This window comes from Pseudomonas sp. B21128, from assembly GCF_044218865.1.
Classification (GTDB): Bacteria; Pseudomonadota; Gammaproteobacteria; order Pseudomonadales; family Pseudomonadaceae; genus Aquipseudomonas; species Aquipseudomonas iridis.
The window spans coordinates 2,480,783-2,498,467 of the sequence record NZ_CP162590.1 but is presented as its reverse complement, the minus strand read 5'-3'; the positions used below and the strand labels follow the sequence as shown (position 1 = coordinate 2,498,467).

Below are 17,685 nucleotides of genomic sequence, written 5' to 3'. Positions count from 1 at the left end.
TAATTTGTGAAAAATTAAACCCGCGAATTATACGCGGGTTCTTGGGTATTGCCTAACCTGCGAGGACGATCAGTCCAATTCTTCGGCCCAGAGCGTCTGAACCGCTTCCAGCACTTTCTCGCCAACGCGACCAGAGGTGTCATCAAAGTCAGGCAGATTCATGATCATCTGCTGCAGACGGACGAAACCTACAGAATACGGATCGATACCGGGGTGGGTCTCGGCCAGCTCTTCTGCAATACGTTGAACATCATTCCAACCGTAGCTCATGACAGTCTTACCAGTCAGTGCGGCGCTTCGGCCGCATGGTTAAGCGAATATTTCGGAATCTCGACGGTGATGTCTTCTTCACCCACGATAGCCTGACAGGCCAGTCGCGATTGCGCTTCCAGACCCCAGGCACGATCAAGGAAGTCTTCTTCCAGCTCGTCCGCCTCTTCCATCGAGTCGAAACCCTCGCGAATGATGCAGTGACATGTGGTGCAGGCGCAGACGCCGCCGCAAGCACTTTCCATCTCGATGTGGTGTTCGTGGGCCAGTTCGAGAATCGATGTGCCGGGCGCAGCGTCGACCACCATACCCTCAGGGCAGAACTTGTCGTGGGGCAGAAAAATGACCTGCGGCATCAGATATCCTCGATTTCATTCAGATTGCGCCCCGACAGAGCGGCTTTCACCGTCAAATCCATACGGCGGGCAGCAAAAGCATCGGTTACTTGCGACAGACGCTTGGTCTGCTGCTCGATGGCGTAACCATCGGTACCTTTCATCAGTTCGGCCAGCTCCTGCAACTGCAGGTCGATGACCATGCGCTCTTCGGCGTCGAGCAAACGCTCGCCATCCACCTCAAGAGCACCCTGCACGGCTTCGATCAGACGCTGGGCATCGACCTGCTGTTCACGCAGAACGCGAGCGACCTTGTCGTCATTGGCGTGCTGGAACGAGTCCTTGAGCATCTTGGCGATTTCGCCATCGGTCAGACCGTAGGACGGTTTGACCTGAATGCTCGCCTCAACGCCCGAACCGAGTTCGCGGGCGGAAACACTGAGCAGACCGTCAGCGTCGACCTGGAAGGTCACACGAATCTTCGCCGCACCCGCGACCATCGCTGGAATGCCACGCAATTCAAAACGCGCCAGCGAGCGGCAGTCACTGATCAACTCACGCTCGCCTTGCAGCACGTGAATCGCCATGGCCGACTGGCCATCTTTATAAGTAGTGAAGTCCTGAGCACGGGCGACGGGGATGGTGGTGTTGCGCGGAATCACCTTCTCCATCAGGCCGCCCATGGTTTCCAGCCCCAGGGACAGCGGAATCACGTCGAGCAGCAGCAGTTCGCCGCCATCGCGCTTGTTGCCAGCCAACGTATCAGCCTGGATCGCAGCACCGATGGCCACCACTTGATCCGGGTCGATTTCGGTCAACGGCTCACGACCAAAGGCTTCGGCAACCGCTTCGCGAACGCGCGGGACGCGAGTCGAACCGCCGACCATGACCACGGCATGCACGTCTTCGAGCTCGATGCCGGAATCACGAACAGCGCGGCGGCAGGCTTTCAGGCTACGCGAGACCATCGGTTCGATCAGCGCACCGAAGGCTTCGCGGGTCAGCGGTGCTTTCCAGTCGCCGTAGACAACTTCAACACTGGCCGCATCGGTCAGGGCTTCCTTGGCCGCGCAAGCGGTTTGCAGCAGATTACGTTGCGCGCCAGGATCGAGATCGGCGGACAGGCCCGCGCTCTCGATGATCCAGCTGGCAATCGCATGATCGAAATCATCGCCGCCCAGCGCGCTGTCGCCGCCAGTGGCCAGAACTTCAAACACACCGCCAGTCAGACGCAGAATCGATATATCGAAAGTGCCGCCGCCCAGGTCATAGATCGCGACCAGGCCTTCGGCGTGTTGATCCAGACCGTAAGCCACAGCGGCCGCCGTAGGCTCATTGAGCAGGCGCAGCACGTTCAGACCGGCCAATTGGGCCGCATCTTTGGTGGCTTGGCGCTGAGCATCGTCGAAATACGCCGGAACGGTGATCACCGCGCCAACCAGTTCGCCGCCCAAGGTCGCTTCAGCACGCTGGCGCAACACTTTAAGGATTTCAGCGGAGACTTCGACCGGGCTTTTCGGGCCCTGCACGGTATCGATGAACGGCATGTGCGATTCGCCGCCGACAAAGCGGTACGGCAGTTGCTCGCCCAATTGCTTGACGTCGGACAGACCACGACCCATCAAGCGCTTGACCGACAGCACAGTGTTCAAAGGATCGGAAGCGGCAGCCAGTTTGGCCGACTCGCCGACTTCGACGTGATTGGCGTGGTAACGCACGGCAGACGGCAGGATGACCTGCCCGCTTGCGTCGGCCAGCGGCTCGGAAAGACCACTGCGCAACGCAGCGACCAGCGAATTGGTAGTGCCCAAGTCGATCCCCACAGCCAGACGACGCTGGTGCGGTTGAGGACTTTGGCCGGGTTCGGCGATCTGCAGTAGGGCCATCGTGATCAGGACTTATCTGTATATCAGGCGTGCGACCGGAGCGGCACTGGGTTAATCGTCGAGGCGCTCTTCTAACTGGCGCACTTCGTAGGTCAGCTTGTCGAGGAACTGCATGCGCCGCATCAGGCGTTCGGCCTGATCACGTTGCGCTGCATCATCCCAACAGGCTGCAAAACTTTCGTTGAGTTCTTCCTGGGCCACTTTCAAGCGACGCTTGAATACCGCGACGCCGTCAAGGTCAGCACTGTCCTGGAGGTCTTCGAGCTCTTCGCGCCATTGCATCTGCTGCAAAAGAAACTCGGGATCATGGACCGTGACTTCCATTGGCACTTCATGCCCACTGACCTTCAGCAGGTAGCGCGCACGCTGGGGCGGGCTCTTGAGTACCTGATAAGCCTCGTTGAGGCCAGCAGATTGCTCAAGCGCCAACCGCTGCTCGCGCTCGGAAGCATCGGCAAAGCGGTCAGGATGAACACCACGCGCCAACTCACGGTAGCGCGTGGCCAACTGCTCGAGATCCAGACGGAAGCTCGGTTGCAGCTCGAATAAAGCGAAATGACAAGGAGTACCCACGACAAGCCTCAGATGTTGAAGCTTTCGCCGCAGCCACACTCACCGCGTACGTTGGGGTTGTTGAACTTGAAGCCTTCGTTCAACCCTTCCTTGACGAAATCGAGCTCGGTGCCGTCCAGGTAGGCCAGGCTTTTTGGGTCGATAATCACTTTTTCGCCGTGACTCTCGAACACCTGATCCTCTGCAACCACCTCGTCGACAAACTCCAGCACGTAGGCAAGGCCGGAACAACCTGTGGTGCGAACACCCAGACGAATCCCTTCACCTTTGCCGCGCCCGTCGAGGGAGCGCCGCACGTGTCGAGCAGCCGCTTCTGTCATGCTGATAGCCATCGGTGACTCCTTACTCGTCGCCAAATCCTGAAAGTCAGATCAAGCCTTTCTTCTGCTTGTAATCGCGAACAGCCGCTTTGATAGCGTCTTCAGCGAGTACCGAGCAGTGAATTTTCACTGGCGGCAGGGCCAGTTCTTCAGCCAGCTGGGTGTTCTTGATGGTTTCCGCTTCGTCCAGGGTCTTGCCCTTCATCCACTCGGTAGCGAGGGAGCTGGAAGCGATTGCCGAACCGCAGCCGTAGGTCTTGAACTTGGCATCTTCGATGATGCCCTGATCGTTGACCTTGATTTGCAGACGCATCACATCGCCGCACGCTGGTGCGCCAACCATGCCAGTGCCGACATCCGGGTCTTCGGCATTCATCTTGCCGACGTTACGCGGGTTTTCGTAGTGGTCGATGACCTTTTCGCTGTAAGCCATGGTTCTAATCCTCACTCATCAGGGCCGCTCTTGAGGCCCTGTAGCTGCGCTGCGTCAGTCGCCGCGTCGCTACAGGATCTGTATCCGGCGGCTTCTATATTTAGTGTGCCGCCCACTCGATTTTCGAGATATCGACGCCGTCTTTGTACATGTCCCACAGCGGCGACAAAGTGCGCAGCTTGGTAACGGCCTCGCAGACTTTCTGCGCGGCGTAGTCGATTTCTTCTTCGGTGGTGAAACGGCCGAAGGTGAAGCGGATCGAGCTGTGTGCCAGTTCGTCGTTGCGGCCCAGGGCGCGCAGTACGTACGAAGGCTCAAGCGATGCCGAGGTGCACGCCGAACCGGACGAAACCGCCAGATCCTTGAGCGCCATGATCAGCGACTCGCCCTCAACGTAGTTGAAGCTCAGGTTCAGGTTGTGCGGAACGCGGGCAGTCAGGCTGCCGTTGACGTACAGCTCTTCCAGATGCTCGACCTGCTTGTAGAAACGGTCGCTCAAGGCTTTGATGCGCACGTTTTCAGCAGCCATGTCTTCCTTGGCCACACGGAACGCTTCGCCCATGCCGACGATCTGGTGGGTCGCCAGAGTACCGGAACGCATGCCGCGCTCGTGACCGCCGCCGTGCATGGTCGCTTCGATGCGCACACGCGGCTTGCGGCTCACGTACAGCGCGCCGATGCCTTTAGGGCCGTAGGTCTTGTGCGCAGAAAACGACATCATGTCGACTTTCAGTTTCGACAGGTCGATGTCGACCTTGCCGGTGGACTGAGCAGCGTCAACGTGGAACAGGATGCCTTTGGCGCGAAGCATTTCGCCGATGGCTTCGATGTCGTTGATGGTGCCGATTTCGTTGTTCACATGCATCGCCGACACAAGAATGGTGTCTTCACGCAGCGCGGCTTCGATCATTGCCGGAGTCACCAGACCATCGGTCTGCGGCTCGAGGTAGGTCACTTCGAAACCTTCACGCTCCAGTTGGCGCATGGTGTCGAGGACAGCCTTGTGCTCAATCTTGGTGGTGATCAGGTGTTTGCCCTTGGAGGCGTAGAAATGTGCCGCACCTTTGATCGCCAGGTTGTTGGACTCGGTGGCGCCGGAGGTCCAGACGATTTCACGCGGGTCGGCGTTGACCAGATCGGCCACCTGACGACGAGCGTTTTCGACGGACTCTTCAGCTTTCCAGCCGAACACGTGGGAACGGGACGCCGGGTTACCGAAGTTTCCGTCGACCAGCAGGCATTCACTCATTTTTTGCGCAACGCGCGGATCGACCGGGGTGGTCGCAGAGTAATCAAGGTAAATCGGCAATTTCATGGACTATCTCCTAAATCAGGGCTGGCGTGCCGCTGGCTCTACGGCTGTCATTCGACGGCGGACGCTTCAATCTTGTCCAGGCGTGGCGCCTTGCTGTTGCAACGGCGCTGGTCCTGACGCTGGGCTACTTCTTGCACCTCACGGCGAGTCACAAGATCAGCCAAGCTGATACCACTTAGAAATTCGTGAATCTGCAGGCTCAGATCGCACCACAGATGATGTGTCAGGCAAGTGTCGCCGGAATGGCAATCACCCTGCCCCCCGCACTTGGTGGCATCGACCGACTCGTTCACCGCGTCGATCACCTGGGCGACCTGAATGCCCTGCATGTCGCGGGACAACTGGTAGCCACCACCCGGACCGCGAACACTGGAAACCAGGTTACTGCGGCGCAGCTTGGCAAAAAGCTGTTCGAGATAGGACAGGGAAATGCCTTGGCGCTCGGAGATATCGGCCAGGGACACCGGCCCGTGCTGCGCGTGCAACGCCAGGTCAAGCATGGCGGTCACGGCGTATCGGCCTTTTGTAGTCAGTCGCATGGACAATTACCACGGAGTTCAGAATGGGGCGAGTATGCAATTCCCGAGTATTTAAGTCAACTATAAGACCTAGTGCTTTAGTCGGGTTTACCCGCGAAAGAGCGCGCGCATCATAGCAAAGGCAGGCGGCGTACAGCCAGCAGTACCGCGTGATCGTTCTTCGCGAGCAAGCCCGCTCCCACAGGGAAATGCATGCAATGTGGGAGCGAGCTTGTTCGCGAAGGCAGCACCGCTTTTAGCTGGCTTGACTCTGATCCTTGCCCTTCACGCAGGCGAAGTCTTCTTCGCGCAGCTCAGGCAGATCTTTCGCACAGTAATTACTGCCCAGATCCTTCAATGCGCCGCACATCCCCTCCAGCCGCCCGTCCACCGCTTGCAGGTGGTCGAGCAACTGACCGATGGCGCGCGCCACCGGGTCGGGCATGTCCTCGCTGACGCCATAGGCATCGAAACCGATCTTCTCGGCCATGGCCTTGCGCTTGGCGTCCTGCTCCTCATCGGATTTGACGATGATTCGACCAGGAATGCCCACGACGGTGGCGCCCGGCGGCACTTCTTTGGTCACCACCGCGTTGGAGCCGACCTTGGCACCGGCACCGACCGTGAACGGACCGAGCACCTTGGCGCCAGCGCCCACGACAACGCCGTCGCCCAGTGTCGGGTGACGCTTGCCCTTGTTCCAGCTCGTGCCACCCAGGGTCACGCCCTGGTAAATGGTCACGTCATCACCAATCTCGGCAGTTTCACCGATGACGATGCCCATGCCGTGATCGATGAAAAAACGCCGACCGACCTTGGCCCCCGGATGAATTTCGATCCCGGTCAACCAGCGACCGAAGTTCGACACCAGCCGCGCCAGCCATTTCAGCTCGTTGCGCCAGAGCATGCCCGCCAATCGATGAATCCAGATGGCGTGCATGCCGGGGTAGCAGGTCAGGACTTCAAAAGCGTTACGCGCCGCCGGGTCTCGATGGAATACGCTCTGGATATCTTCACGCAAACGCTCAAACATCATTCAGTCCTTCCGCTTTAGAAGCTCACCACGGGCCGCTTTCTGGGTTTCCGTGAGGATGCCACGCAATATATTCATTTCCGCCCGGCTGACCGAGCTGCGTCCGTACAACCGGCGCAGGCGCGCCATCAAGTGCCGCGGTTTTTCCGGATCGAGGAATTCGATAGCGACCAGCGTCTGCTCCAGATGCTCATAGAATCGCTCCAGCTCATCCATGGTCGCCAGCTCGGCGCTTTTCACCGAGGCCACTTCTTCTTTCTCGATCTTGCTCGGCTGACCTTGTGCCGCCAGCCAAGCCATACGCACTTCATAGCTCAACACCTGCACCGCCGCCCCGAGATTCAGCGAACTGAACTCCGGATCGGAAGGAATATGCACGTGAAAGTGACATCGCTGCAGCTCGTCATTGGTCAGGCCGGAATCTTCACGACCGAACACTAACGCGATTTCCGCGCCCTGCCCGGCCTCCTCAACCACTTTGGTTCCGCATTCGCGCGGATCCAGCAGCGGCCAGGGGATACGGCGGTCACGAGCACTGGTGCCAAGCACCAGATTGCAACCGACCAAGGCATCTTCAAGAGTGGCGACGACTTGGGCATTTTCAAGGATGTCACCGGCACCGGAGGCGCGAGCATCGGCCTCGTGGTGCGGAAACAGGCGCGGCTCGACCAGCACCAAGCGCGACAGACCCATGTTTTTCATGGCGCGCGCGGCCCCGCCGATGTTGCCGGGGTGGCTGGTATTGACCAGGACGACACGAATGTTCTGCAGCAAGGGAGGCGCTCTCGGACACAGGAAAGGGGTGCAAATCTTACAGAACAGCCTACCGTTAAGCTATGAAAGCGAACAGCGACCTTCACCTGAAGAAAAGTTCTGATAGAATGCGCGGCTTTCTTTAACAACCTTAGGTGACACATCCATGCAGCCCATGCTGAATATCGCGCTGCGCGCCGCCCGCAGCGCCAGTGAACTGATCTTCCGCTCCATCGAGCGCCTGGATACCATCAAGGTCGACGAAAAAGACGCCAAGGATTATGTATCCGAGGTGGACCGCGCCGCCGAGCAGAAAATCATCGACGCGCTGCGCAAGGCTTACCCGAACCACTCGATCCGTGGCGAAGAGACCGGCATGCACGCCGGTACCGGCATCGAAGGCGAAGAATACCTGTGGATCATTGATCCGCTGGACGGCACCACCAACTTCCTGCGTGGCATTCCTCACTTCGCTGTCAGCATCGCCTGCAAATACCGCGGTCGCCTGGAACACGCTGTTGTTCTGGACCCGGTTCGCCAGGAAGAATTCACCGCCAGCCGTGGTCGCGGCGCTCAACTGAACGGTCGCCGCCTGCGCGTCAGCGGTCGCACCAGCCTTGACGGCGCTCTGCTGGGCACGGGCTTCCCGTTCCGTGACGACCAGATGGACAACCTTGAGAACTACCTGGGCATGTTCCGCGCCCTGGTTGGCCAGACTGCCGGCATCCGCCGTGCTGGCTCCGCGAGCCTCGACCTGGCGTATGTGGCTGCCGGTCGTTTCGATGCATTCTGGGAGTCGGGCCTGTCCGAGTGGGACATGGCTGCAGGCGCCCTGCTGATTCAAGAAGCTGGCGGCCTGGTGAGCGACTTCACCGGCGGTCACGACTTCCTCGAAAAAGGCCACATCGTTGCCGGCAACACCAAATGCTTCAAGGCAGTACTGACGGCGATCCAGCCGCACCTGCCGGCTTCGCTGAAGCGCTAAGCTCCCGGCGAAATGAAAAAGCACCCTTCGGGGTGCTTTTTTTATGCCTGAAATTCAACTCAGCACTCAACACTGTGGGAGCGAGCTTGCTCGCGAATCCGGCTGAACATTTGACGTTGATGCGGTCTGACACACCGCTTTCGCGAGCAAGCTCGCTCCCACAGTGATATGTGGCACAGCTAAAATTTCGGGCACAAAAAAGCACCCCGAAGGGTGCTTCCTTTTAAAACAGTCGATCTTTACTGAGCCGGCTCATTCTGCGACAGGACCAGCTTGCCTTCCTTGTCGACCGGAATCTGGTTGCCCGGATCACGATCCATGCGCACTTTACCTTCCTTGCCATCGAGCGAGTAACGCACGTCGTAACCGACAACCTTGTCACTGATGTCGTTTACGGTGTTACAGCGAGTCTGTGTCGTGGTGTAGGTGTCACGACCCTGCATACCTTCCTGAACCTTGTTACCGGCATAACCGCCACCGACCGCACCAGCGACTGTGGCAATCTTCTTGCCGTTGCCGCCGCCGATCTGGTTACCCAGCAAACCACCCGCTACGGCACCGATGGCGGTACCGAGAATCTGGTGTTGATCCTTGACCGGCGCCTGCCGGGTCACTGCTACGTCCTTGCACACTTCACGTGGCGTCTTGATCTGTGTTTTGACCGGTTCAACGGCTAATACTTGCGCATACTCAGGGCCGCTTTTAACCAGGCTGTAGGTGGCAACAGCACCCCCGGCAGTCACACCGACAGCACCCAATACCGCACCAACCAGCAACGACTTGTTCACATGAACCTCCTGACCATCACATGCGGGACGGGCCCGCGCTTCTCCCAGCCTTGGAGCATAAAAAAAGGCGCGAGTTCAACTCGCGCCTTTTTTGGCTGATAACCGGAAAAACGATGGCCGCTTATGGACGGTCGTCGATTTCCTTCTCGGTGTTAGCCGGTGGAATCAGGTCTTCGGTCGTCAGGTTTAGCCAGATCAGCACCACGTTAGCGATGTAGATCGACGAGTACGTACCCGCCAGAACACCGATGAACAGGGCAATCGAGAAGCCGAACAGGTTGTCGCCTCCAAAGAACAGCAGTGCCGCGATCGCCAGCAAGGTAGAGATCGACGTCGCCATGGTGCGCAGCAGGGTCTGGGTGGTCGAGATGTTGATGTTCTCGATCAGCGTTGCCTTGCGCAGTACACGGAAGTTCTCACGAACCCGGTCGAATACCACAATGGTGTCGTTCAGCGAGTAACCGATGATCGCCAGCACCGCTGCCAGTACCGTCAGATCGAAAGTGATCTGGAAGAACGACAGGATACCGATGGTCACGATCACGTCGTGGATCAGCGAAACGATAGCGCCGACCGCGAATTTCCACTGAAAGCGAAAAGCCAGGTAGATCAGGATGCCGCCGAGCGCCAGCAGCATGCCGAGGCCACCCTGGTCGCGCAGCTCTTCACCGACCTGCGGGCCGACGAACTCGACACGCTTGACCATCGCCGGGTTGTCGCCGCCAACCTTCAGCAGCGCTTCCGCGACCTGATGGCCCAGCTGCGGGTCTTCACCCGGCATCCGCACCAGCAGATCGGTCGTCGCACCAAAGCTCTGCACGACGGCTTCGTGGTAACCCGAACTCACCAGCTGCTCGCGCACCTTGGTGACATCGGCCGGACGCTCGTAGGTCAGCTCGATGAGCGTACCGCCGGTGAAGTCCAGACCCCAGTTCATGCCCTTTGTAGCGACACTGAACAGAGCCAGCAGGGTGAGGAATACTGTGACGCCGAACGCGAAGTTGCGAACGCCCATGAAGTTGATTGTACGTAACATGGCAGCCCCTTAAATCCACAACTTCTTGAAGTCACGTCCGCCGAAGATCAGGTTAACCATTGCGCGGGTCACCATGATGGCCGTGAACATCGAGGTAAAGATCCCGAGGGACATGGTCACTGCGAAACCTTTGACCGGGCCTGTGCCCATCGCAAAGAGAATCCCGCCGACCAACAGAGTGGTCAGGTTGGCGTCGAGAATCGCGGTGAATGCCCGGCCGAAGCCTTCGTTGATTGCACGCTGGATGGTCATGCCGGCGGCGATCTCTTCACGTATCCGCGAGAAGATCAGCACGTTGGCGTCGACCGCCATACCCATGGTCAAAACGATACCAGCGATACCCGGCAGGGTCAGCGTTGCACCCAGCAGCGACATCAAGGCCAGCAGCAGCACCATGTTTACCGCCAGCGCGACGGTGGCGATAATGCCGAAGAAGCGATAGATCGCGATGATGAACAGCGACACGAACAGCATGCCCCACAACGACGCATCGATACCCTTGGTGATGTTGTCAGCACCCAGGCTCGGGCCGATTGTGCGCTCTTCAGCGAAGTACATCGGCGCTGCCAGACCACCGGCACGCAGCAGCAACGCCAGCTCGGACGACTCGCCCTGACCGTTCAGGCCAGTGATACGGAACTGAGCACCCAGCGGCGACTGGATGGTCGCCAGGCTGATGATCTTCTTCTCTTCCTTGAACGTCTGCACCGCGACGTCTTTTTCGACGCCATTCACCATTTGCTTGGTGTAAGTGGTGACCGGACGCTGCTCAATGAAGATTACAGCCATGCTGCGACCGACGTTGCTGCGGGTCGCACGGCTCATCAGCTCGCCACCGTGACCATCCAGACGGATGTTCACTTCAGGTGTGCCGTGCTCGCCGAAACCAGCCTTGGCGTCGGTGACCTGGTCACCCGTGATGATCAGGCCGCGCTCGATCTGCGCCGAAGGACGATTGCCTTCACGGAACTCGAAAGTTTCGGAAGTGGCTTTCGAAGCGCCAGGCTCTGCCGCCAGACGGAACTCAAGGTTGGCCGTCTTGCCGAGAATACGCTTGGCTTCGGCAGTGTCCTGCACGCCCGGCAGCTCAACCACGATGCGGTTGGCGCCCTGACGCTGGACGATCGGTTCGGCAACACCCAGCTCGTTGACGCGGTTACGTACCGTGGTCAAGTTCTGCTTGATCGAGTATTCACGGATTTCCGCCAGCTTGGCCGGGGTCATCGCCAGACGCAGCACCGGTTGACCATTGAGGTCGGCCGGAACAATGTCGAAATCGTTGAAGTTCTTGCGGATCAGCGCACGGGCCTGTTCGCGGGACTCTTCATCGCTGAAGCCCAGCTGAATGGCACCATTGAGCTGCGGCAGACTGCGATAACGCAGCTTCTCTTTACGCAGCAGGCTCTTGACGTCGCCTTCGTAGACTTTCAGGCGTGCATCGAGGGCTTTATCCATGTCCACTTCCAGCAGGAAGTGCACACCACCGGACAAGTCCAGACCCAGCTTCATCGGGTGCGCGCCCAGATTGCGCAGCCATTGCGGGGTGGTCTGTGCCAGGTTCAGCGCGACGACGTAGTCATCACCCAATGCCTTGCGCACAACGTCTTTGGCCGGCAGCTGATCTTCAGCTTTGGTCAGACGGATCAGACCGCCCTTGCCGTTCGCCGCCAGCGTGGCAGCCTTGACGTTGATCCCGGATTCTTTCAGCGCGGTGCTTACGCGATCCAGATCGGCCTGATTGACCTGCAGTGCCGTGCTGGCGCCGCTGACCTGAATGGCCGGGTCATCAGGATATAGATTGGGAGCGGAATAAATCAGACCGACCGCCAGCACCGCCAGGATCAGAATGTATTTCCACAGAGGGTATTTGTTCAGCATCACGCCGCCCGTTATGAACGCGGGGCGCCTTGCGCGCCCCGTCGATTGAGTAGAAGTTGGAACCTTAGATCGCTTTCAGCGTGCCTTTTGGCAGCGTGGCGGCGATGGCGCCTTTCTGGAACTTCATTTCCACGGTGTCGGAAACTTCCAGAACCACGAAGTCATCAGCCACTTTGGTGATCTTGCCGGCGATGCCGCCGGTGGTGACCACTTCGTCGCCCTTCTGCAGGCTGCTCAGCAGGTTCTTCTGCTCTTTGGCGCGCTTGGCCTGTGGGCGCCAGATCATCAGGTAAAAGATGACCAGGAAGCCGACCAGGAAAATCCACTCGAAGCCGCCGCCCATTGGGCCTGCAGCAGCCGGTGCAGCAGCGTCAGCCATGGCGTTAGAGATAAAAAAGCTCATTTAGCACTCCAGTTGCAAATGTTGAATCTTGGGGTCAGAAAACTCAGTCCAAAGGCGGAACGGGGAGCCCGCGTTTGGCGTAGAAGGCATCGACAAAGGCGGCCAATGTACCCTGTTGAATAGCCTCGCGCAAACCAGCCATCAGCACCTGATAATGGCGCAAGTTATGGATGGTATTGAGCATGCTTCCCAGCATTTCGCCGCACTTGTCCAGGTGATGCAGATAAGCGCGGGAGAAGTTCTGGCAGGTATAGCAATCGCAGGTCGGATCCAGTGGCGATTCATCATGGCGATGGAACGCGTTACGGATCTTCAGCACGCCTGTATCAATGAACAGATGCCCGTTGCGGGCATTACGGGTTGGCATCACGCAATCGAACATGTCCACACCGCGGCGCACACCCTCAACCAGATCTTCCGGTTTGCCAACGCCCATAAGGTAACGAGGTTTGTCAGCCGGCATCATGCCCGGCAGATAATCGAGCACCTTGATCATCTCGTGCTTCGGCTCGCCCACCGACAGACCGCCAATGGCCAGGCCATCAAAGCCGATCTTGTCGAGGCCTTCGAGCGAGCGCATGCGCAGATCCTGGTGCATGCCGCCCTGGACGATGCCGAACAGTGCAGCGGTATTCTCGCCGTGAGCATTCTTCGAACGCTGAGCCCAGCGCAACGACAGCTCCATCGACACACGGGCGACGTCTTCGTCAGCCGGGTACGGCGTGCATTCGTCGAAAATCATCACGACGTCGGAACCAAGATCGCGCTGAACCTGCATCGACTCTTCCGGCCCCATGAACACTTTCGCGCCGTCGACCGGAGAGGCAAAGGTCACGCCCTCTTCCTTGATCTTGCGCATGGCGCCGAGGCTGAATACCTGGAAGCCGCCGGAGTCGGTCAGGATCGGGCCCTTCCACTGCATGAAATCGTGCAGGTCGCCGTGCTCCTTGATCACTTGGGTGCCAGGACGCAGCCACAGGTGAAAGGTGTTACCCAGGATCATTTCCGCGCCGGTGGCGACGATGTCACGCGGCAACATGCCCTTGACCGTGCCGTAAGTACCGACCGGCATGAAGGCCGGGGTCTCGACGGTGCCACGCGGGAAGGTCAGACGACCACGACGGGCCTTGCCATCGGTGGCAAGCAGCTCGAACGACATACGACAGGTGCGACTCATACTGTTTCCTCTGGGTCCGATTCACTAGGGGCAGTCGGCGCGGGATTTCGGGTGATGAACATCGCATCACCGTAGCTGAAAAAGCGGTAACCGTTTTCAACGGCAGCCTTATAGGCGGCCATGGTTTCGGGGTAACCGGCGAAGGCCGAAACCAGCATCAACAGCGTGGATTCAGGCAAATGGAAATTGGTCACCAGGGCATCGACCACATGGAACGGTCGGCCCGGGAAGATAAAGATATCGGTGTCGCCACTGAACGGCTTGAGCACACCATCGCGCGCCGCACTCTCCAGTGAACGCACGCTGGTGGTGCCCACGGCGATCACTCGACCACCGCGCGCACGACACGCGGCGACGGCATCGACCACGTCCTGGCCGACTTCCAGCCACTCGGTGTGCATGTGGTGATCTTCAAGCTTCTCGACGCGCACTGGCTGGAACGTACCGGCGCCCACGTGCAGCGTAACGAATGTGGTCTCGACGCCTTTGGCGGCAATCGCCTCCATCAAAGCCTGATCGAAATGCAGCCCCGCCGTCGGCGCCGCCACCGCGCCCAGGCGCTCGGCGTACACCGTCTGATAACGCTCGCGATCCGAGCCTTCATCCGGGCGGTCTATATAAGGAGGCAACGGCATGTGCCCGACGCGATCAAGCAGCGGCAACACTTCTTCGTCAAAGCCCAACTCGAACAACGCGTCGTGACGCGCGAGCATCTCGGCTTCGCCACCGCCGTCGATGAGAATCTTCGAACCCGGCTTCGGCGACTTGCTGGAACGCACATGCGCCAGTACGCGATGCGTATCGAGTACCCGTTCGATGAGGATTTCCAGCTTGCCACCGGACGCTTTCTGCCCGAACAGCCGCGCCGGAATCACCCGGGTATTGTTGAACACCATCAAATCGCCCGAGCGCAAATGCTCAAGCAAATCAGTGAATTGACGGTGTGCCAGAGCACCGCTGACCCCATCAAGGGTCAACAGGCGACTACCGCGACGCTCGGCCAAAGGGTGGCGGGCGATCAGCGAATCAGGGAGTTCGAAGGTAAAGTCAGCAACGCGCATGATGGGGTTCGTCTAGCAGGGGCCGAAAGTCTAGCGGAAATATCGAAAATTGACCATGAAACGTGATTGACCAACGGTAATCTCATCTCTATACTTCGCCGCCATTGAGCCCTGATGGCGGAATTGGTAGACGCGGCGGATTCAAAATCCGTTTTCGAAAGGAGTGGGAGTTCGAGTCTCCCTCGGGGCACCAAAATTAAGAAAGGTCTTGCTTAGGCAAGGCCTTTTTTTTCGTCTGCGATAAAGTGCTTTCCCCCTCCCCTTCCCCCATTCACTCTCACCGCGGGGATGCTACGCGCTGCGTTGCTTACCAGAAAGTTTGTACGGTTCCCGGCTATTCAATTTCAAACCCTGCACCAATCGCCCGCCATCTACTTGTCACCTCAAGACCTATCGTCGACCGAAATGGGTATTACGCCTACTTAATAAACGTCGGCCTAAGCGCATGCTCGACGCGTTACCCACTTACACCATATGTACGCCAACGCTTGGCTAAACGAACGTGGCGGCGCCGGTAATTTCGAGGGCGATGCGATATCGGCGAGGCTGCGACAGTTCATCGAGCGCTTCGGCGAAAGCCGCTTCACCCGCTGGGAATCGACTGCAGCCAAGATCGACGAACACGGCCCGCGCACGATCGACCGCCTCGGCTTTCGCAAGACGCTGGAGCACGGCATGGGCGACACCCTGCACACCACAAATACCTACTACGTGCTGACCGAGGCTTGGAGCTCGGAGATCTTCCGGGGCATGAACCTCACAGCAGTAAACAAGGAACTCTTGCAACGCGGTGTGCTGGAGCCAATCAGCGACGGCAAGGCATCAAGCTTGGTGCGATTGCCCGGCTTAGGCCAACAGCGCTGCTACATCGTGAAGGCAATTCCGGGAACGGATGACAGCGAGGCTCGGGCTGCCTGAGGGCATCTCAGCTGATCGAGGTAACGCCGGCTCACTCCCGGCCTCGCCAGCCACTTCCACTAAATCAAAACTGATCAAGGACAATGAACATGAAAATGAATGAATTGAAACAGCAACAAAACGCTTTAATCGCTGAGCGCGAATCTATAGAAAACAGTCTTCCAGTTTTGGACGCCGCTTGGCGCAATGCACCCACCAACTACAGCCCAATCGGCAACGTGATTGGAGGCCCCGAGAAGAGTGCGGCCACGGATCGGTACTCCTCTGCCGAGGGCCGCTTGCGAGCTATCCCCTATGAGCTTGAACGTATCGAATCAAAGATCGCGTATTTGGAACGCATGGAACAGGTTGACGAAATTAAAACGCATTCGATCCAAACCATGTCCGTAGTTGCCGCTGAGATTGAAGCATTGGAGCGCACACGCTCGCACTTGGGAGAGCGACTTCAGTCGATTCAATCGGATGCGGAGCAGTCACTGGAAAAGGCGCAGCAAGCAGAACGAGACGCTGCAAGCCTGTATGCCAGAAGTCTTGCCAGTGGCGATAGCGAAGGCGAAAAAGCTGCCAACGGCGAAATTCAGAAGGCAGCCAAACAACTCGCAACAACAGATGAGCACGTTAGAAGGCAGGAGCTCATCCTCGTAGCTTTACAGGCGGAACTTGACTCCCTTGAAGCGCAAATCTCAAACGCCAAGCAGCGAGCAGACGACGCCAAAAAAGCGGCCCTGAGCGCAGTAGGACTTACGTTAGACGAAGAGTGGAATGTCGCCACGAATCACTTAGTAGCTATTGGTGCACGGATACTTGCCGTGGACTACCAACAAGGGAACTCGGGATACGGTTTCTCCAACCTAGATGTACCTCGATTCGGTCCTTTTCATTCGGATATTCGTCGTGAGGAGCTTGCCGCCGCTGCCCGAAATATCACATTAGAGGAACTGTTGGCAGCTTAAACCCGAAATAGCCCGCCGACGCGGGCTGTTTAGAAACCCTCGGGTTAAGTAAATCATGATTACCACTATACAAAACAGCGCTAGCTGGACTGACACCCTGAAAGCGCGCAAAAGCTATTTGACGGCGCTGATTAAGGTCGTAGATATCAAAGCTGGAAAAGCCTCTAAAGTTCAGGGACTAACCGTGAACTTGATCAAGAGCGAAATGAGCCTCATCGAAAGCCAGCTAAAAGGTCGAAAGTAACCTGAACTCTATGCTGTAATGCTATTCAGATAGATATCTTCAAAAACAGATCAGGAAGCAATAATGTCAAAACTTGCCGAATACCGTCAGTTGGAAAAACACTTGGCCGAACAGCTTCAGGCACTCGAAGCATTGAAGGGCGACGGAGCACTGAAAAAAGAGATCGAGTTTGAAACCAAGCTCCGTGAATTGCTCGCCCAGTACGGCTTCAGCCTTAAGCACATCGTCAACCTACTAGACCCACAGAGCAGCGCACGCGGCAAAGCGCCTGTTCAAGCACCAGGCACGCGTAAACCTCGAGAGCTGAAGACGTATAAGAACCCGCACACTGGTGAAGTGATTGAAACCAAAGGTGGCAATCACAAGACACTAAAAGAGTGGAAAACCCAACACGGTTCCGACGTGGTTGAAAGCTGGCTGAAAAAGTAAGATCGCTTCACCTGAAAAAGGGCCCAGACGGGCCCTTTTTGTCATTTTAGTATTCCTGATTTACCTACAACATCAAGCACGGTCGTACTGGAAAGCAGCACCATGGCGCTCCACTGCATAACCATACCTGTCGCAGCACCACCAGCTACTCCACCAATGAAGCTACCGTCCTCGGTGTATTTGATCTTTTCACGGGCTCCTATGTTGCCTGCTGCCCAGACATTTTGAACCTTCTTATAGGATGCGCCACCTTCCTGAGGCTGAGCCGATCCAGCTTCCGTATTCTACAACCGTTGCAGCCTTGCGACGCCCTCCGCTGACTGGCATAACCAAGAGGTTGACCTGGAGCACTGTTCGGCTGATAACCGCCCTTCACG

The 17,685-nt window shown here is 57.8% G+C and carries 19 protein-coding genes, 1 tRNA gene and 1 pseudogene; 5 read left to right on the top strand and 16 right to left on the bottom strand.

The genetic code is table 11. The annotated features are described in order from the left end of the window. Positions 1–69: 69 nt before the first annotated feature. From iscX to trmJ, 10 genes are all read right to left on the bottom strand, one after another. The gene (gene iscX / locus AB4P91_RS11190; RefSeq protein ID WP_150595771.1) at positions 70–270 is read right to left on the bottom strand and encodes a Fe-S cluster assembly protein IscX; all 201 of its coding nucleotides are present in this window, start codon (positions 268–270) and stop codon (positions 70–72) included. Positions 271–284: 14 nt separating this feature from the next. Beyond that, on the bottom strand, positions 285–626 hold the full coding sequence (gene fdx / locus AB4P91_RS11185; protein WP_150592713.1) for an ISC system 2Fe-2S type ferredoxin: 342 nt from the start codon (positions 624–626) through the stop codon (positions 285–287). Continuing rightward, entirely contained in the window at positions 626–2,491 is a 1,866-nt protein-coding gene (gene hscA / locus AB4P91_RS11180) for a Fe-S protein assembly chaperone HscA (protein ID WP_395604794.1), read from the bottom strand. The genes fdx and hscA overlap by 1 nt, the downstream gene beginning before the upstream one ends. 51 nt (positions 2,492–2,542) lie before the next feature. Next, positions 2,543–3,064: a co-chaperone HscB gene (gene hscB, locus AB4P91_RS11175; RefSeq protein ID WP_042560930.1), complete on the bottom strand. Its 522-nt coding sequence runs from the start codon at positions 3,062–3,064 to the stop codon at positions 2,543–2,545. 8 nt (positions 3,065–3,072) lie between these two features. Then, positions 3,073–3,396, bottom strand: coding sequence for an iron-sulfur cluster assembly protein IscA (gene iscA / locus AB4P91_RS11170; RefSeq protein ID WP_003227904.1), 324 nt, complete (start codon positions 3,394–3,396; stop codon positions 3,073–3,075). Positions 3,397–3,430: 34 nt separating this feature from the next. After that, positions 3,431–3,817 (bottom strand): Fe-S cluster assembly scaffold IscU, encoded by a 387-nt coding sequence (gene iscU / locus AB4P91_RS11165; protein ID WP_042560931.1) that lies wholly within the window; start codon positions 3,815–3,817, stop codon positions 3,431–3,433. Between the two features lie 100 nt (positions 3,818–3,917). After that, positions 3,918–5,132, bottom strand: coding sequence for an IscS subfamily cysteine desulfurase (locus AB4P91_RS11160; RefSeq protein WP_047303011.1), 1,215 nt, complete (start codon positions 5,130–5,132; stop codon positions 3,918–3,920). A gap of 47 nt (positions 5,133–5,179) precedes the next feature. Next, entirely contained in the window at positions 5,180–5,671 is a 492-nt protein-coding gene (gene iscR / locus AB4P91_RS11155) for a Fe-S cluster assembly transcriptional regulator IscR (protein WP_150592710.1), read from the bottom strand. A gap of 235 nt (positions 5,672–5,906) precedes the next feature. Then, a complete protein-coding gene (gene cysE, locus AB4P91_RS11150; protein WP_025109222.1) occupies positions 5,907–6,683 on the bottom strand; it encodes a serine O-acetyltransferase in 777 nt (258 codons plus the stop codon). A 3-nt stretch (positions 6,684–6,686) separates the two neighbouring features. Continuing rightward, a complete protein-coding gene (gene trmJ / locus AB4P91_RS11145) occupies positions 6,687–7,457 on the bottom strand; it encodes a tRNA (cytosine(32)/uridine(32)-2'-O)-methyltransferase TrmJ (RefSeq protein WP_008084663.1) in 771 nt (256 codons plus the stop codon). Between the two features lie 145 nt (positions 7,458–7,602). Here trmJ and suhB point away from each other — a divergent pair, with 145 nt between their 5' ends. Continuing rightward, positions 7,603–8,421, top strand: a complete 819-nt coding sequence (gene suhB / locus AB4P91_RS11140; protein WP_008084666.1) for an inositol-phosphate phosphatase — start codon at positions 7,603–7,605, stop codon at positions 8,419–8,421. Between the two features lie 239 nt (positions 8,422–8,660). Here the strand turns inward: suhB and AB4P91_RS11135 are convergent, their stop codons facing one another. From AB4P91_RS11135 to queA, 6 genes are all read right to left on the bottom strand, one after another. Then, positions 8,661–9,209, bottom strand: a complete 549-nt coding sequence (locus AB4P91_RS11135) for a glycine zipper 2TM domain-containing protein (protein ID WP_150592708.1) — start codon at positions 9,207–9,209, stop codon at positions 8,661–8,663. Positions 9,210–9,330: 121 nt separating this feature from the next. Beyond that, positions 9,331–10,245 (bottom strand): protein translocase subunit SecF, encoded by a 915-nt coding sequence (gene secF, locus AB4P91_RS11130; protein ID WP_150592707.1) that lies wholly within the window; start codon positions 10,243–10,245, stop codon positions 9,331–9,333. A gap of 9 nt (positions 10,246–10,254) precedes the next feature. Then, positions 10,255–12,123: a protein translocase subunit SecD gene (gene secD / locus AB4P91_RS11125; protein WP_150592706.1), complete on the bottom strand. Its 1,869-nt coding sequence runs from the start codon at positions 12,121–12,123 to the stop codon at positions 10,255–10,257. A gap of 64 nt (positions 12,124–12,187) precedes the next feature. Then, the gene (gene yajC, locus AB4P91_RS11120) at positions 12,188–12,526 is read right to left on the bottom strand and encodes a preprotein translocase subunit YajC (protein WP_007916913.1); all 339 of its coding nucleotides are present in this window, start codon (positions 12,524–12,526) and stop codon (positions 12,188–12,190) included. Between the two features lie 43 nt (positions 12,527–12,569). After that, on the bottom strand, positions 12,570–13,685 hold the full coding sequence (tgt, locus tag AB4P91_RS11115) for a tRNA guanosine(34) transglycosylase Tgt (protein WP_162184604.1): 1,116 nt from the start codon (positions 13,683–13,685) through the stop codon (positions 12,570–12,572). A gap of 14 nt (positions 13,686–13,699) precedes the next feature. Then, positions 13,700–14,764, bottom strand: coding sequence for a tRNA preQ1(34) S-adenosylmethionine ribosyltransferase-isomerase QueA (gene queA / locus AB4P91_RS11110; RefSeq protein ID WP_047303017.1), 1,065 nt, complete (start codon positions 14,762–14,764; stop codon positions 13,700–13,702). A 108-nt stretch (positions 14,765–14,872) separates the two neighbouring features. On the opposite strand from queA, the gene AB4P91_RS11105 reads away from it, so the two are divergent. The 4 genes and pseudogenes from AB4P91_RS11105 to AB4P91_RS11090 all read left to right on the top strand — a co-directional run bounded on the left by AB4P91_RS11105 (position 14,873) and on the right by AB4P91_RS11090 (position 17,308). Then, a tRNA-Leu gene (locus AB4P91_RS11105) sits at positions 14,873–14,957 on the top strand. A 290-nt stretch (positions 14,958–15,247) separates the two neighbouring features. Beyond that, positions 15,248–15,682, top strand: a pseudogene (locus AB4P91_RS11100) (DNA/RNA helicase, superfamily II protein); the annotation flags it as partial. Positions 15,683–15,771: 89 nt separating this feature from the next. Next, the gene (locus AB4P91_RS11095; RefSeq protein ID WP_395604793.1) at positions 15,772–16,635 is read left to right on the top strand and encodes a hypothetical protein; all 864 of its coding nucleotides are present in this window, start codon (positions 15,772–15,774) and stop codon (positions 16,633–16,635) included. 307 nt (positions 16,636–16,942) lie between these two features. Further along, entirely contained in the window at positions 16,943–17,308 is a 366-nt protein-coding gene (locus tag AB4P91_RS11090) for a histone-like nucleoid-structuring protein, MvaT/MvaU family (protein ID WP_395604792.1), read from the top strand. Positions 17,309–17,685: the final 377 nt, after the last annotated feature.

Coding starts and splice junctions, on each gene's coding strand:
- yajC (WP_007916913.1), bottom strand. CDS start 12,526: ATGAGCTTTTTTATCTCTAACGCCATGGCTGACGCTGCTGCACCGGCT.
- iscU (WP_042560931.1), bottom strand. CDS start 3,817: ATGGCTTACAGCGAAAAGGTCATCGACCACTACGAAAACCCGCGTAAC.
- tgt (WP_162184604.1), bottom strand. CDS start 13,685: ATGTCGTTCGAGCTGCTTGCCACCGATGGCAAGGCCCGTCGTGGTCGT.
- AB4P91_RS11090 (WP_395604792.1), top strand. CDS start 16,943: ATGTCAAAACTTGCCGAATACCGTCAGTTGGAAAAACACTTGGCCGAA.
- queA (WP_047303017.1), bottom strand. CDS start 14,764: ATGCGCGTTGCTGACTTTACCTTCGAACTCCCTGATTCGCTGATCGCC.
- suhB (WP_008084666.1), top strand. CDS start 7,603: ATGCAGCCCATGCTGAATATCGCGCTGCGCGCCGCCCGCAGCGCCAGT.
- cysE (WP_025109222.1), bottom strand. CDS start 6,683: ATGTTTGAGCGTTTGCGTGAAGATATCCAGAGCGTATTCCATCGAGAC.
- fdx (WP_150592713.1), bottom strand. CDS start 626: ATGCCGCAGGTCATTTTTCTGCCCCACGACAAGTTCTGCCCTGAGGGT.
- AB4P91_RS11095 (WP_395604793.1), top strand. CDS start 15,772: ATGAAAATGAATGAATTGAAACAGCAACAAAACGCTTTAATCGCTGAG.
- secD (WP_150592706.1), bottom strand. CDS start 12,123: ATGCTGAACAAATACCCTCTGTGGAAATACATTCTGATCCTGGCGGTG.
- secF (WP_150592707.1), bottom strand. CDS start 10,245: ATGTTACGTACAATCAACTTCATGGGCGTTCGCAACTTCGCGTTCGGC.
- hscA (WP_395604794.1), bottom strand. CDS start 2,491: ATGGCCCTACTGCAGATCGCCGAACCCGGCCAAAGTCCTCAACCGCAC.
- AB4P91_RS11160 (WP_047303011.1), bottom strand. CDS start 5,132: ATGAAATTGCCGATTTACCTTGATTACTCTGCGACCACCCCGGTCGAT.
- iscA (WP_003227904.1), bottom strand. CDS start 3,396: ATGGCTATCAGCATGACAGAAGCGGCTGCTCGACACGTGCGGCGCTCC.
- iscX (WP_150595771.1), bottom strand. CDS start 270: ATGAGCTACGGTTGGAATGATGTTCAACGTATTGCAGAAGAGCTGGCC.
- iscR (WP_150592710.1), bottom strand. CDS start 5,671: ATGCGACTGACTACAAAAGGCCGATACGCCGTGACCGCCATGCTTGAC.